The 14817-nt window shown below is 55.2% G+C and carries 14 protein-coding genes; 10 read left to right on the top strand and 4 right to left on the bottom strand.

Annotation, left to right across the window (positions count from 1 at the left end; all coding sequences use genetic code 11):
* Window positions 1–68 precede the first annotated feature (68 nt).
* From AC6RNO_RS26585 to AC6RNO_RS26605, 5 genes are all read left to right on the top strand, one after another.
* Window positions 69–2288, top strand: coding sequence for an MMPL family transporter (locus tag AC6RNO_RS26585; RefSeq protein WP_488437643.1), 2220 nt, complete (start codon window positions 69–71; stop codon window positions 2286–2288).
* Window positions 2289–2407: 119 nt separating this feature from the next.
* Window positions 2408–3541: a radical SAM/CxCxxxxC motif protein YfkAB gene (yfkAB, locus tag AC6RNO_RS26590; RefSeq protein ID WP_497107330.1), complete on the top strand. Its 1134-nt coding sequence runs from the start codon at window positions 2408–2410 to the stop codon at window positions 3539–3541.
* 25 nt (window positions 3542–3566) lie between these two features.
* A complete protein-coding gene (locus tag AC6RNO_RS26595; RefSeq protein WP_497107331.1) occupies window positions 3567–4892 on the top strand; it encodes a CNNM domain-containing protein in 1326 nt (441 codons plus the stop codon).
* A gap of 23 nt (window positions 4893–4915) precedes the next feature.
* On the top strand, window positions 4916–5962 hold the full coding sequence (gene ytvI / locus AC6RNO_RS26600; RefSeq protein ID WP_497107332.1) for a sporulation integral membrane protein YtvI: 1047 nt from the start codon (window positions 4916–4918) through the stop codon (window positions 5960–5962).
* 21 nt (window positions 5963–5983) lie between these two features.
* Window positions 5984–6682 carry an HAD-IA family hydrolase gene (locus AC6RNO_RS26605; RefSeq protein ID WP_497107333.1) on the top strand — a complete coding sequence of 233 codons (699 nt, stop codon included), beginning with the start codon at window positions 5984–5986 and terminating at the stop codon, window positions 6680–6682.
* Between the two features lie 767 nt (window positions 6683–7449).
* Here the strand turns inward: AC6RNO_RS26605 and AC6RNO_RS26610 are convergent.
* Window positions 7450–8136, bottom strand: coding sequence for an NlpC/P60 family protein (locus AC6RNO_RS26610; protein ID WP_497107334.1), 687 nt, complete (start codon window positions 8134–8136; stop codon window positions 7450–7452).
* A gap of 306 nt (window positions 8137–8442) precedes the next feature.
* Here AC6RNO_RS26610 and AC6RNO_RS26615 point away from each other — a divergent pair, with 306 nt between their 5' ends.
* The 3 genes from AC6RNO_RS26615 to AC6RNO_RS26625 are packed head-to-tail and all read left to right on the top strand — an operon-like array spanning window position 8443 to window position 9517.
* Window positions 8443–8667, top strand: a complete 225-nt coding sequence (locus tag AC6RNO_RS26615) for a spore coat associated protein CotJA (RefSeq protein WP_474679753.1) — start codon at window positions 8443–8445, stop codon at window positions 8665–8667.
* Window positions 8664–8927, top strand: a complete 264-nt coding sequence (locus AC6RNO_RS26620) for a spore coat protein CotJB (protein WP_497107335.1) — start codon at window positions 8664–8666, stop codon at window positions 8925–8927. The genes AC6RNO_RS26615 and AC6RNO_RS26620 overlap by 4 nt, the downstream gene beginning before the upstream one ends.
* A 20-nt stretch (window positions 8928–8947) precedes the next feature.
* The gene (locus tag AC6RNO_RS26625) at window positions 8948–9517 is read left to right on the top strand and encodes a manganese catalase family protein (RefSeq protein ID WP_497107336.1); all 570 of its coding nucleotides are present in this window, start codon (window positions 8948–8950) and stop codon (window positions 9515–9517) included.
* A gap of 176 nt (window positions 9518–9693) precedes the next feature.
* Here AC6RNO_RS26625 and AC6RNO_RS26630 read toward each other — a convergent pair whose 3' ends face one another.
* The 3 genes from AC6RNO_RS26630 to nagB form a co-directional block, all read right to left on the bottom strand.
* Window positions 9694–10443: an ElyC/SanA/YdcF family protein gene (locus AC6RNO_RS26630; RefSeq protein ID WP_497107337.1), complete on the bottom strand. Its 750-nt coding sequence runs from the start codon at window positions 10441–10443 to the stop codon at window positions 9694–9696.
* A 1201-nt stretch (window positions 10444–11644) separates the two neighbouring features.
* Window positions 11645–12811, bottom strand: a complete 1167-nt coding sequence (gene nagA, locus AC6RNO_RS26635; protein ID WP_497107338.1) for an N-acetylglucosamine-6-phosphate deacetylase — start codon at window positions 12809–12811, stop codon at window positions 11645–11647.
* Window positions 12808–13536: a glucosamine-6-phosphate deaminase gene (nagB, locus tag AC6RNO_RS26640; protein ID WP_488437691.1), complete on the bottom strand. Its 729-nt coding sequence runs from the start codon at window positions 13534–13536 to the stop codon at window positions 12808–12810. Before nagB ends, nagA begins: the two co-directional genes overlap by 4 nt.
* Window positions 13537–13772: 236 nt before the next feature.
* Here nagB and AC6RNO_RS26645 point away from each other — a divergent pair, with 236 nt between their 5' ends.
* Together AC6RNO_RS26645 and AC6RNO_RS26650 are read left to right on the top strand one after the other, a co-directional pair.
* Window positions 13773–14438 carry an HAD family hydrolase gene (locus tag AC6RNO_RS26645; protein WP_488437692.1) on the top strand — a complete coding sequence of 222 codons (666 nt, stop codon included), beginning with the start codon at window positions 13773–13775 and terminating at the stop codon, window positions 14436–14438.
* Between the two features lie 95 nt (window positions 14439–14533).
* Window positions 14534–14758: a spore germination protein gene (locus AC6RNO_RS26650; RefSeq protein WP_474679747.1), complete on the top strand. Its 225-nt coding sequence runs from the start codon at window positions 14534–14536 to the stop codon at window positions 14756–14758.
* The last annotated feature ends 59 nt before the right edge of the window (window positions 14759–14817 follow it).

Consider the following 14817-nt stretch of genomic DNA (forward strand, 5'->3'; position numbering starts at 1 on the left):
TAAGCTAACGAATCAAGAACCTGGGAAACCGGGTTCTTTCTTATTTTGTCGGATCCGGAGGGGTTGACGTGAGGAATACGGAATCGAAAGGGAGCTTTTGGCGATGGGGCTATGCGATGCACCGATTCAGGTGGCCGGTGTTAATCGCCGGCCTTGTGCTGCTTCTCGGATTTGCGTTCTTTGCTCAAAAGACGCCCGGCCTGCTCAAAGATAACGGCTTTACGCCGAAAGGCAGCGAATCCGACCGCGGGCTCGCCGGGCTACAGCAGGAACTGGGGCTTCCCGTCACTTTGCTGAACCTGGTATATACGGGCAAAGGATACGATTTCACGGAGCAGCGGAATCAGCAGGCGGTTCTGAACTCGCTGAAAGAGCTCGGCAAGCTGCCCTATGTCGGACAAATCAGCTTATCCGGCGTTCCGCGTCTGGAAGGTCGTCGCGACGTTCAGGCCGCAGCCGTGCCGCTCAATCTGGAAACGAACGAGGCGTTGGAAAAATTCCCGGAGATCAAGCAAAGAGTCATCCCGCCTGCGGGAATGAATGTGTATGTCACCGGCGGACCGGCCATTCTGTACGATATGCAGGAAGCCAGCAAACGCGATATCGCCAAATCGGAAGCGATAGGTCTGCCGATTGCGCTGCTTGTTTTACTTGTGGTATTCGGCACTTTGGTGGCGGCGATGCTCCCGCTCGTCGTAGGCATAATGAGTGTTACGCTGACGCTTGGAATTACTTATTTTATTGCCCAGCATCAATCGTTGTCCAACTTTTTACCGAACATGGTGACGATGCTGGGGCTGGCGGTTGGCCTCGATTATGCGCTGTTTCTCGTGAGCCGCTACCGGGAGGAGCTGGGCAAGCAGCCCGGGGTGGCCGAAGCCGTGGCCATGACCTGCCATATGGCCGGCAAATCGATATTTTTTTCCGGCATCGCGGTATTGATCGGTCTGCTCGGCATGCTGTTCGTGGACCTCACTTTTTTTCGCTCGCTGTGCCTTGGCGGCGTGATCGTCGTTTCCATTTCCGTCATCGCCGCCAATACGGTGCTGCTCGCCCTGCTTGCCGTCCTGGGGCACAAAATAAACGCCCTGCAGATCATCCCCCGGCGGTTCCGCAAGGAAAGGACTTCCCTCTTCTGGGAGAAGGTGGCGTACGGCGTCATGAAACGCCCGCTGCTGCTGATCGTTGTTGTCGGCGGCGCGCTCATATACACGATGACGCCGATCGGCTCGATGAAGCTCAGCGTGCCGAACGCCGAGGTGCTTCCTCCGGCCTACGAATCCCGGTACGGATCGGATCTGATGAAGACGGCGTACGATTCACGGAAGCTGAATCCGATCCAGATTCTCATCCGCACGCGAGCGGAGGTTTGGGAGGAGGAGGCGATTCGGCAGGTGCGCGGACTGGAGAGCAAAGTGGCGGCAATCTCCGGCGTCCGGGAGGTGAGCAGCTATATCAGCCCGTTTGGCCGGCTTTCCGACGCAGAGCTGGCGGCGGTGCTGGCCTCACCGTCTGCAAGGGCGCCGATCGAACAGGGCAAGCTGGCAAAAGCGCATACCGCGCTCATGGTCGTAACCCCCCGGCAGGACCCGGACGACCCTGCAACCGATGGGCTTGTCAGGGATTTGCGCAAACTGGACCCGGACGGCCTGGATATCGAGATAACCGGGGGTCCCGCGTATCGTCTGGACATTATCGACCGGATTCAGAGCCGCATCCCCGAAGTGCTGGCTTTTGTAATGGGCATTACGTATATCGTACTGCTGCTGGCTTTTCGTTCGGTGCTCCTTCCGCTTAAAGCCGTGCTCATGAATATGCTGAGCCTGGGGGCGAGCTTGGGCATCGTCGTGCTTATTTTTCAATACGGCTATTTGTCGGACATGCTGCGGATCACTTCCATCGGGTATGTCAGCGCAACGCTGCCCGTCATTATTTTTTGCATCGTGTTCGGGATTTCGATGGATTACGAGGTGTTTCTTATTTCGCGGATTATGGAGGAGTACGAAAGCACCGGAGACAACGAAGCGAGCACGGCCGCCGGCCTGACAAAAACCGGAAGCTTGATTACGAGCGCGGCGTTTATTTTGGTCGTCGTGGTCGGCTCCTTTATTTTCACGGACATCGAAATTATGAAGGCATTGGGGCTCGGTCTCGGGCTGGCCGTCCTGATCGATGCGACCGTCATCCGCGTCATGCTCGTGCCCGCGCTTATGAAGCTGCTGGGCAAAGCGAACTGGTGGGCGCCCCGCTGGGTAAAAAAGCGCCGGATTTCGGAACGCGGGGGCTAGTGCGAGCGAGGGAGGCATGTTTCACTTTTTACTTTGCATAAGTTACAATATAGGTCATAGAATTAGGCACAATAAGATGCCGGCTAAATCAAGGAAACGATAGGTCAGGTGTAAACAGCATGAATATAAATGCACAAGCGGCCAGCCCGCTGCTGCCGGAGCTGTCCCCGGCGTACGATCCGTGGGATCCGCTGCGGTCGTATCGAAAGTACGGCAAACATGTATTGACGAGCGTGGAGTTAACGATCACGAACCTTTGCAATATGCGCTGCGAGCACTGCGCGGTCGGGGATTCCCTGACGATGACGGAAGGACCGCGAATTCCGGTTGCCGAGATGCTCAGGCTGCTCGACAGGGTCGAACATTTGGAGACGATCAGTCTAACCGGCGGAGAGCCGTCATACCATGAGAAAACGGTCAAAGAGTACATGCTGCCGATTCTGAAATACGCCCGCGAACGGGGAATTCGCACGCAGATTAACTCGAACCTGACGCTGAATTTGGCCAGATACGAGCTGATCGCTCCTTATCTCGACGTGATGCATATCTCGTTCAATTATTTGAATGCGGAAGATTTTCACCGGGTCGGGTTCGTGAACAGCAGCCATCCGGTCAGTCTAGAGACGGCTTCGCGGATGTATGAGCGGATGGTCGAAAATACGGTCGCGCTGAGCAAAGGCGGGCTGTACGTCTCCGCCGAATCGATGATCAATATCCGGACGCATGAAAAATTGCCCGATATCCACAAACTGATCGTAGAGATGGGCTGCAGGCGCCACGAGGTTCATCCGATGTACCCGAGCTCCTTTGCCGCGCATCTGCCGATGCTGTCGCTTGATCAGCTCCGCGGCGCCATACACCGGCTGCTGGACAGCCGGGATCAGGAGCTCTGGATGCTGTTCGGCACTTTGCCGTTCTTTGCCTGCAACGAGGAAGAACAGGACCGCAAGCTGATTCAAAGGCTAAGAAGCGAGCCGAACGTAACGATGCGCAACGATCCGGACGGCCGCAACCGGCTGAACGTGAATTTGTTTACCGGAGACGTGTACGTCACCGATTTTGCCAATGAGCCGCCGCTGGGCAGCGTGTACCGGGACGATCTCGATACGATATTCGCCAGATGGGAAAGCCATCCGCTCAACCTGCGCGTCAACTGCTACTGCAGTGCTGCCGCCTGCTGCGGGCCGAATTTGCTGGTGGCGGAATCGTATTACCGGAACGTGGATTTCAAAAGCCGAAAAGCTATCATTTAATCTTTTTTAAAGGAGATCCTTTTCGTTGGAACATACTTCGTTCGAACCCGACCGTATATTTTTAAATTTGGCTCTCGTGCTCGTGCTGGTGCTGCTGAACGGCTTTTTCGTAGCGGCCGAGTTTGCGCTGGTCAAGGTGCGGCAGTCCAGGCTGCAGCAGCTTGTCAATGAGGGGAGCAACAGGGCTCAATACGCGATGGCGGTCACGAACCAGCTGGACACTTATTTGTCGGCCACCCAGCTCGGCATTACGCTCGCTTCGCTGGGACTCGGCTGGGTCGGGGAGCCGGCCGTCTCGGAGCTGATTATCCAGCCGCTGCTGTACGCTCTGCATATCGAGCCGTCCGTGTACACCCAAACGCTGTCGTTCGTCGTGTCGTTCGCGATTATTACTTTTTTGCACATCGTGCTCGGAGAACTTGCGCCCAAATCGCTCGCCATCCAAAAAGCGGAGACGACCTCGCTCTGGCTGTCCGCGCCGCTGCTGTTTTTTTATAAAATATTCCGGCCGATTATTTGGCTGCTCAACGGGGCGGCGAACGCTTTTCTGAGATGGCTGGGCGTAGAGCCGGCGAGCGAGCACGAAGCCGCGCATACGGAGGAAGAAATCCGGATATTAATGGATGAGAGCGTGAAAAGCGGACATATCGACCAGGACGAAATGGCGCTGTTTGACAACATCTTCGAATTCTCGGAACGGATGGCGCGGGAAGTTATGCTGCCCCGCACGGATATGGACTGCCTGTTTCTCGATTTGAGCTTTTATGAAAACCTGCAAATCGTGCATGAAACGAAGCATACCCGGTACCCTGTCGGGGTGGAGGATAAGGACCAGATCGTCGGCTTCGTCCATATTGCCGATTTGCTGACAGCCGACCCCGACGAGGAGCAGGATTTGCAAACTTTCATCCGTCCGATCCTGAACGTGCCGGAGTCCATGGAAGTGAGCCGGGTGCTCAAGCTTATGCAAAAAAAGCATTCCCAGCTTGCGGTTGTCATTGACGAATACGGCGGCACGGCGGGGCTTTTGACGCTTGAAGATATTTTGGAGGAAATCGTCGGCGAGCTGCACGACGAATTCGACACCGACGAGCGGCCCGGCATCGAAGTGAAGGATACGTACACCTCGGTCGACGGCCGGGTGCTGATCGAGGATTTGAACGATATGCTGGATCTGGATATCGAGGACGATGAAGTCGACTCCATCGGCGGCTGGCTGTTCAAGAAGCTCGAAGGGGCTCCCGTCAAAGGGAAAAAAATTGAGTTCGGCAAACATATTTTCGAAGTTTCCGAAGTCGACCGCTTGCGGATCATACGGATACATATATACACTCAGCTGAACGAAGCATAGAACGGAATAGGCGGAGGGTTCACATGTCTTTAAAAACCGTAGTAATCATGGCGCTCGGAATGCTGCTTTTGTACGGATTGTTTACGGTCGGGCTGCCTTTTTTGCTGGCGCTGGTTGCGGCCATATTTTTGGACCCGGTCACCGTGCTTTTGATGCGCGTCGTGCGGCTGAACCGGGTCGCGGTGGCGACGGTCGTCAGCACGCTGTTCACGCTGCTGACGCTTGCGTTGTTTTATTTTATCGGGCTGAACGTCGTGACCGAGCTTATCGATCTGGCCCGCAATGCGCCGAGCTATATGAACGAAGTGAACCGTTACGTCGATCAGGCGGTCAAGCAGACGCAGATTTTTTACGAATCCTTGCCGTCGGATATCGCCGATCAACTGCAGAGCTGGCTGGAAAGCAGTACGACCTCTTTGACGCAGGCGTTTACGAAGCTTTTGACGGGCATTTCCGGCTTTTTCCTTAGTCTGGCGGGAAAAATACCGAACATGTTCGTTTGGCTGATCGTATTCGTCATCGCCTTGTATTTGTTCATGTTCAGTCTGCCCAAGCTGAAAGCCGCATTCCTGTCGATGTTCGAGGAACAGTCCAAAACGAAAATGGAGAACGTGCTGATCAACCTGCGGCAGGCGATTTTCGGATTTATCCGCGCCCAGCTTATTATGGCGGTTTTGACGTACATGGTCACATTCATAGGGCTTTTGATTTTGCGTGCCGACTATCCGCTCGCCATTTCGCTCGTCGTGATGGTGATGGAATTCGTGCCCGTAATCGGTACGGGAATGGTGTTTATCCCCTGGTTCGGCTATCAGCTGCTGGTCGGGCATACGGCGATGGGGATCAGCCTGCTTGTGCTGTTCCTGGTCTTGACGATTTTCCGCCGGATCGTCGAGCCCAAAGTGTTGAGCGACGCCGTGGGCATCAATGCGTTGGCCGCTTTGATCAGTTTGTATGTCGGTTTTGAGCTTATGGGCATCAAGGGTTTGTTTCTCGGCCCGCTTGTCGTCATCATTTATCAGGCTATGCGCCGCGCCGGCCTTTTGAAGCTAAACATCAAATTGGAATAGAGGAGGGGGAAAGTCTTCGGTATGAAGCTGATTTTATTCGATTTGGACGATACATTGTTCGATTTCTCGGAAACGTGGAACGTCGTGCTGAAACGGATGTTTGCGGAGCACGATGTTACCGGCCGCTACGAGACGGAAGCTTTCTTCGCCGCGTTTCAAAAGAAAAGCGACGAGCTCTTTCACTTGTATGAGCAGCGAATTTGCTCGATTGACGAGTACCGCAGCCGCAGGCTGATCGAGACTTTGCACGATCACGGATACGTGATGCGGACAGAGGAGGCGGACGCGTTCAACCGCGAATTCGTCGACCGGTATTTGCTCAGCCTGAAGCCGGACCCGGGGGTAAGGGAGCTGCTGCTGCGGCTCGGGGAACGGTACAGGCTCGGCATCGTCACGAACGGCCCGCACGATATGCAGGAAAGGAAGCTCGACAAGCTCGGCTTGCGGGATTTGTTTCCGGCGGACAGCGTGTGGATCTCCAATGCGGTCGGAGTGGCCAAGCCGGACCCGCGCATTTACAGGCTGGCGCTTGACCGCTTTCAAGTGCAGCCCGAAGAATCCGTATTCGTCGGAGATTCGTGGGAGGCGGACGTCGCCGGTCCGATCCGGATCGGCATGAAAGCGATATGGCTGAACAAGTATGGCAAACAGCAGGGGCAGGACGCCGTCCCTTTGGCCAGCATTGCTCATTTGAATGAACTTATCGATCTTTTATTGTAAAAAGATCGCCCTTCACCCTTTGCGGGGAGGGCGGTCTTTTTCTTTGCCGGGCGCAGCCGCGGCCGGAATGGCGGGAAAGCCTGCGAAACACCCATGGCGTTGGGGACGCCACTCCACAGGCACTGCCTGCGGTGCGTGGAAAGGCTGCAAAAGTACGCGGTAGTGCCTGCGGTGCGTGGAAAGGCTGCAAAGTACGCGGTAGTGCCTGCGCAGTGCGTGGAAAGGCTGCAAAAGCACGCAGCAGTGCCTGCGGTGCGTGGGAAGGCCGCAAAGTACGCGGTAGTGCCTGCGGTGCGTGGAAAGGCTGCAAGAGCACGCGGCAGTGCCTGCGGTGCGTGGAAAGGCTGCAAAAGTACGCGGTAGTGCCTGCGGTGCGTGGAAAGGCTGCAAAGTACGCGGCAGTGCCGGCATTGCGTAGAAAACCTGCAAAAGTGCAGGTTTTTGCTCGTTTAGACGCTTGCTGCGAGAAATTCCTGCAATTGTGCAGGCTTTTCCGCGCTAAGAAGGGTCCAGAGCCATTTTGACTCGGAATTCCTGCATTTTCGCAGGCTTTTTGCCAAAATGAGCTGCTTTCACGAAAAAAGCCTGCACTTTCGCAGGCTTTTCGGGCTGCTAAGCGCTAAACGAAACGAACGGCACTGCAGTTTGCGGAGAAGCTCAGCGCAGCAAGATGACAACGGCAGTCGGAGCGAAAAAAATCTGCAAACGCGCTCGGCAGCGACTCGGATTTTTTTTGCCGGCCGAAAGGGCTTATTTAGCTTTTGTGCTTAGTAGATGCGCTTCGCTCCGGCATACTTGGGTGCCCAGTAGGTGCTGTCCATGCTTTGAGCGTAAACTCCTGCGGAGCGGGTGACGGACAGGAACCGGTTGTCTCCCATGTAAAAGCCGACGTGATCGACGGCGCCGGGGGCGGCAACGGAAAAGAAGACAAGGTCGCCCGGCTGCAGGTTGGCTTTTGTAATCGGAGCTCCCATTTGGTAGAGCGCGCTGGAAGTCGTACGGTCCATGCTAACCCCATGGGTTTTGAACATGTAGTATACAAAACCGGAGCAGTCGAAGCCCTGCGGAGCCGCGCCTCCCCACACATACGGCGTGTGCAAAAAATTCATCGCATCGCCAAGCAGCGTGTTTTTGACAAGCGCATGATCGATGCCCGTCCGGGTGGCGGCGTCAACAGCGCCGGTTGCGGGAAATCCGTACGCTTTTTGAAAATTTTTGACCGAATCGGCGGTAATCGCGCCATAATAGCCGGTCACCGTTGGATAAGTGAAGTAGCCGAGCGTTTTCAGGTTTTGCTGGAGCGTCGATACGGAATCGCCCCTCACCCCTTGCGTCAGCGCGGAAACGGATGCCGACGCGGGCGCGGCGAAGGCGGGAACTGCGGGTGTAACATTTGCGACGGATGCTGTCATAAGGATTGCGGCTGTAGCGAGAATCAGCTTGCGTGTGATCATCGTTGCGGTCTCCTCCTTGTGCTGGAAGTCTGACGGGTAGAGTTGCTTTTGTGCACGACTGTATACTATGCCGCTCACGCTGCAAAAACACCTCAGGTTCATCGGGCGGACTCCCAGTACCTCGTCATAAACATTTTCCAAGTATGGAATGGTTTTATTGTAGCGGCCAATCTATGGATCGAACAATATGGAAATGTTGGAAAAACGTGAATTTTGGTCAAGTTATTCCGCATATATCCTCTACATAGGCCTCTCTGCCGATGCGGGCAGAGCGATGCGAATTTGCTTGCAAAGAGGAGGATACACATGCATTCGCAATTCAAAGCGTACTATCCGTTTGTCGGCCCATTTGATCCTTGTCCGCCGATTCGCACCAAATTTTACAATACGCCGCCTCAGCTATATATGACGTTTCAGCCCCCGGGATTGCCGCAGTTCAGTCCTTACGAAGCTCTCAGGATCGGAACGCTGTGGCCGGCTCTGTACGGACCTTATGAAGCGAAAATGGTCGAAGGGAGGGAGCCAACGTGAGCCAAGTGCGCTCGGACGAATACTACAGGCAGCTTCATGACCTGCAAGCGGTGGATTTTGTGCTGATCGAACTGACGCTGTATTTGGACACTCATCCGGACGATTATGACGCACTTCATCAATACAATCAGTTTGCGGAAAAAAGAATGCATCTCGTCCAACATTTTGAAATGGAATTCGGCCCATTGAAGGCGTACGGCCAAAGTTTCTCCAAATACCCGTGGCAGTGGGTGGAAGCGCCTTGGCCATGGCAGGTCTGAAGGGTGAGGAGGTATAGCGGATGTGGATTTATGAAAAAAAACTGCAATATCCGGTCCGCGTCAGCAAATGCGATCCGTATATGGCAAAACTGCTGCTTGAACAGTACGGCGGAGCGGATGGGGAGCTGGCGGCGGCGCTCAGGTACTTGAATCAGCGGTATTCCATACCCGACAAAGTGATCGGGCTGCTGACGGACATCGGCACAGAGGAATTTGCGCATTTGGAAATGATTGCCACAATGGTATACAAACTTACAAAAGACGCCACGATCGAGGAGCTAAAAGCAGCGGGATTGGGCGATCATTACGTTTCCCACGACAGGGGGCTGTTCTATCAAAATGCCGGAGGTGTGCCCTGGACTGCCGCTTACATACAAGCAAAAGGCGACCCTATCGCCGATTTGTACGAGGATATTGCCGCAGAGGAGAAAGCGCGGGCAACTTACCAGTGGCTTATCGACATGACCGACGATGTGGATTTGCAGGATGGGCTGAAATTTTTGCGCGAACGGGAAATCGTGCATTCGCTGCGGTTCCGGGAAGCGGTGGAAATATTGAAGGAGGACAGGGAGCAGAAGAAATTTTACTGAAGAGCGTAAAGAAAGGCTGCCTGCGGTCGAACTGCTGCCGCGGACAGCCTTTGTTCAGCTAGGAGTCTGTCCAGAAGGTATATATACAAAATGACAGTAATTATGCAGCGTAAGCGGCAATATATGCAGTTATTATTCAGGGGGTATGCACAAAAGTAACTCCCTCAGACAGACTCCTAGGAAGCGAGGATGCCGAGGTACTCTTTCAGAGCTAAAGCCGTAGCCGACAATCCCGAGTAGGAGGGAATAAAGGCATAGGCATACGCCTGGAGGTCGGCGCTGCTTTGATAGTCGGTCGGGTAGGGCAGAACATCGATTTTCTGCTTTTGAAACTGTTTGACCGATCGGGCCATATGAAAAGCGGAAGTGACCAAAATCGGCTTTTTCCAGTGGTTTTGCTCCAAAATCGCCTTCGTATTGGCGGCGTTTTCTTCCGTATTGCGGCTCGTATCGTCGAGCTTGATAGCCGACTCAGGCACGCCCAAGGCGATCAAATGACGCTTGGCGATTTGCGATTCGTTGCCCGTATCGGCAAAAACCTGCCCGCCGGACAGCACAATCGGCAGCTTCGTCTGCCGGTACAGCTCGGCGACGGTAAGCACGCGTGCGGCTGTACTCGGGCTAGGATGGCCGGTGCCGCCGGTCAAAGGATCAGGAGTGCCCGCAACCGCACCGCCGGTCAGCATGACGAGCGAATCGCCGGCCACCTCGGCCGGAGGCGAATATCTTTTTTCAATCGTATGCAAAAAAGAATTGCCGAGATAAGGCGTCGAGCATGCATAGAGCAGCAAAGCCGCGAAGCCGACCAAAAAAGAGCTCATAAGCTCTTTTTTTTGCTGGAGCCAAAGGGCGGTGAAGACAAGCAGCACAATAATAATGCCGGGAGGAAACAGCAGCGTATATGCGGTTTTGATCACGTAAAGCATGGGCAAAATTCCTTTCTTTGCGATTAAAAAAACAGCATCGGTCGACTACTTAACTTCGACGGCATTCGCACCAATCCTGCAAGAACGTTGAAATGTTCGCCCGGGGAGGTGAAGTGCTTTTGAAACGCCTGAGCGGTTGAACGCTTGAAACCCGAACCCCGAACCCCGAACCCCGAACCCCGAACCCCGAACCCCGAACCCCGAACCCCGAACCCCGAACCCCGAACCCCGAACCCCGAACCCCGAACCCCGAACCCCCACTGAACGCCGAACCCCGAACACCAAACTTTCGCGAGATGTACTATTGCAGCTTTTTAGCGTGGGAAGTTGGTCAGAGAGGTGTTAACGGGGGAGTTTTCTGTGTTTTGAGAAGACGTAATGGCGTATGCAGTATGTAGCTGACTTAGCTGAAACGGTGGTTTCCGCTTGTCTGAAAAGTAGATAATCGGCCTGGCAGCTTGAATTCCTGCAAAAGTGCAGGTTTTTTCTGGGGAAATGGCTTGTTTTTAGGAAAATCCTGCGATAATGCAGGAATTTTCGACCGTTAAGGGGCTGAGCTGGGGTTTGGGCGGAAAAGCCTGCAGATTTGCAGGAATTTATCGAGGCGGGTGCATCAAGGCGCAAAAAAGATGTATTTTTGCAGGTTTTTTGCATGGGAGGTTGGTCGGTGGGGCGTTAGCGGGAGAGTTTTCTGTGTTTTGAGAGACGTAAAGGCGTATGCAGTATGTAGTTGACTTAGTAGCTGAAACGGTGGATTCCGCTGTCTGAAAAGTAGATAATTGGCCTGCAGCTTGAATTCCTGCAAAAGTGCAGGTTTTTTCAGTGAAAGTGGCTTGTTTTTGGGAAAAGCCTGCGATAATGCAGGAATTTTCGACCGCTACCCTGAGCTGGGGTTTGGACGGAAAAAGCCTGCAGATTTGCAGGAATTTATCGAGGCAGGTGCGTTAAGGCGCAAAAAAATGTATTTTCGCAGGTTTTTTGCGTGGGAGGTTAGTCGGCGGGGTGTTAGCGGGGGCGGGGAGGTAAGTAGGGACGACGCCATATCCAAGTAACGACAAAGACGCCCTCCTCCGACAACTTCATTAAGCTGCCGAAGAGTGGGCGTGCTGTGTCGAAGAGGGCGGACTGAACTGGAGGCGGCGTGCTAAGCCCTAAGGGCGCGCCGAGCCGGGGAGTGGCGCGCTACGCCGAAGAGGGCGTGCTAAGCTTCCCGGCCCTGTACCCAGACGCGCTGCAGCTCGAGCTCGGGGCTGACCAGGAGCAGGTCAGCCTGCTTGCCCGGCGCGATCGAGCCGAGCCGGTCGTCCTGGCGCAGCAGCCGCGCCGGGTTGCCGCTCGCGTAGCGGCTCGCTTCCGGGACGCTGACGCCGACCTCGCGCACCATGTAGCGCAGCGCGTCGATCATCGTCAGCGTGCTGCCGGCGAGGCTGCCGCCTTCCGTCAGCCGGGCCACGCCCGCCTGCACGGTCACGGCTTGCCCGCCGAGCTCGTACTGGCCGTCGCCGAGCCCGGCGGCGGACATCGCGTCCGTGATCAGCAGCAGGCCGTGCGGCTGCTTGACCATCGTCAGCAGGCGAATCGCTGCCGGATGCACATGGTGCCCATCGGCGATCACTTCGCCGCTGATGCGCGCGTCGGTGAGCACCGCACCGACGGTGCCGGGTTCGCGATGATGGAGTCCCGTCATCGCGTTGAAGGTGTGGACCGCATGCGAGAGCCCCTCGCGAACGGCCGACTGGACGTCGGCATAGCTCGCGTCGGTGTGTCCGCATGCGGCCACGATGCCGTGATCGCGCAGCCACGCGATCATCACGAGCGCCCCCTCGCGTTCGGGGGCGAGGGTCAACTGCCGCACGAGCCCCGGGTAGCGCTCGTGCCAGTCTTCGAGCCACTCGCGCTGCGGCAGCGCGATGTGGCTCGGGTTTTGCGCGCCCGGCCATTTGGGCGAGATGAACGGCCCTTCCAGATGCACGCCGAGCAGTTGGGCGTAAGGCATCGGAGCGCTCATGTAGCTGCTGACTTCGCTCAGCACGCGTTCGATGGCCGCATGCGGCGCCGTCATCGTCGTAGCTAGCATGGAAGTCGTGCCGTGGGCCGCGTGAAAACGGGTGATCGTATCCAGCGTCTCGGGATCCGAATCCATAAAATCCGCACCATAACCGCCGTGTACGTGAACGTCGATAAATCCGGGAAGCAGCCAGCTTCCCGCCGCATCGATCCGCTCCCCGCCGGGAGCCGGCGCTGCCGCAGAACCGCCGTTATGTTCATGGACGGCAGCGATAAGTCCGTCGCTTACACAAACGGTGCCGCGCACGATTACGCCTTCTTCAGTCACGATGTTCGCATTCGTAATGACCAGTTCGCTCATTGCATATACCTCCCGGCTTCCGCATCGAGCAGGACGACCAGGTGCGGATGCGTCTGCAGCAGAGTGGCCGGTATTTCCGTCGTAATCGGACCGGTCAGGGCACGGCGGACGATGTCCGCTTTATCCGCGCCGCGCACGATGAGCAGCACGGTTTTGGCTTTCAAAATGGTGCCGACCCCCATCGTCAACGCGTGGGTAGGCACTTCTTCCAAAGAATGAAAAAAGCGGGCGTTCGCTTCGCGCGTCTCGGGCTTCAGCTCAACCAGGTGCGTGCCGCTGATCAGCGAATGATCCGGCTCGTTAAAGCCGATATGGCCGTTGTGGCCAAGCCCGAGAATTTGCAGATCGATCTGCTTCGCTTTCTCCAGCTCTTCGTTATACCGGACGCATTCCGCCTCCGGGTCCGGCGCATTACCGTTCGGGATGTGGGCTTGCTCCGGAGGAAGGTCGATATGATCGTACAAATGCCGATTCATGTAAGTGCGGTAGCTTTCCGGGTGGTCCGCCGGCAGCCCGACATATTCATCGAGATTAAAAGCGGTCACGCCCTTAAAGCTGACCCGTCCTTTTTGATAAGCTTTGACCAGTTCTTCATAGATGCCGACAGGGGTCCCGCCGGTCGCCAGACCGAGGACGGCTCTGGGCTGCATTTGTACGAGACTGGCGATGATGCCGGCTCCGGCTTCATTCAGCTCCTGCTGGTTTTGAAAAATATGAATGTTCATGACCCGATGCCTCGTTTCCTAAAAATTTTATGATTTTGACTTCATTTTGATTGAAAAATTCATTTTGTATTCAAATAATTTTCAATTCAATCATAACTGAATTGCGAATGATCGGCAATATGCATTTTTCCAATTATGCTCATTGACTTGTTTGGATATCTTTGACATCCTTATTGAAGAGGATAGCCTGTACTTATGAAGATTTTTTGCCGATCGCAGGAGAGGGAGTTGAAACGATGAATAAAGAGAAACAACCCGAAGCTATGCTGTTTGACCTTGACGGAACGCTGTTTCAAACGGAAACGCTGCTGCTTCCGGCTTATCACGCCACTTTTGACGAACTGAGAAAGCAAGGGCTTTATGAAGGCGAAACGCCGCCGGAGGAGCTGATCCTTGGAGCGCTCGGCATGCTGCTGGAGCATATTTGGCAGCGCGTCATGCCGGAAGCGTCCGCAGAAGCGCGGCGGCAAGCCGACGAACTGCTGCTTCATTACCAGATGGAGGGCCTGAAGCGGGGGGAAGGGCTCTTGTATGAAGGCGTCGCCGAAACGCTGCAGCAGCTTCGCGACCGCGGCATTCGCTTGTTCGTTGCCAGCAACGGACTGGAAGGGTATGTAAAAGGCGTCGTGCACGCCAAAGGCATCGGGGATTTGTTCGAAGGCCTTTACAGCGCGGGGCAGTACAAGACGAAGTCGAAAGTCGATTTGGTCAAGCTGCTGCTGCAGACGCATGGCGTCAAGTCGGCCTGGATGGTAGGCGACCGTTCCTCGGATGTGGAAGCGGGACTGGGCAACGGGCTGACCGTAGCGGCGTGCGATTATGCCGGATTCCGCGAAAAAGGCGAGCTGGACGGGGCGCATATCCGGATTCAAAGCTTTGCGGATCTGCTGAGCTATTTGTAGAGCGGGGATAAACCGCGAAATAAAATTTACGACCGCACGAATTAGGCACGGCGGCATACACTATTATCATATTGAGAATAAGGTGCTGATAGGGAATGCCTTCTTTTTTAGGAGTGCTGAACATTAACCGGAACGAAGGAACCTTGATTAACGGGGACACCGCTATTGTTTCTCCGACGACCGCGAGCAAATCGTTTGCCGGCGGCGGGGGCGGGATAACCGGGGATTTCGTCATATCCAATACCACTTTTAGCGCAACGATTACCTTTGATCCCCATGTCGCGGAAGCCGGCGTGAACAGGGTAGGGACAGCAGGCTAAGCCAGCATGAAGACCGATTCGAACCGCGGAGGTTCGGGTCGGCAATTTTTTTATCCGAA

This window comes from Paenibacillus sp. sgz302190 (genome assembly GCF_059820445.1).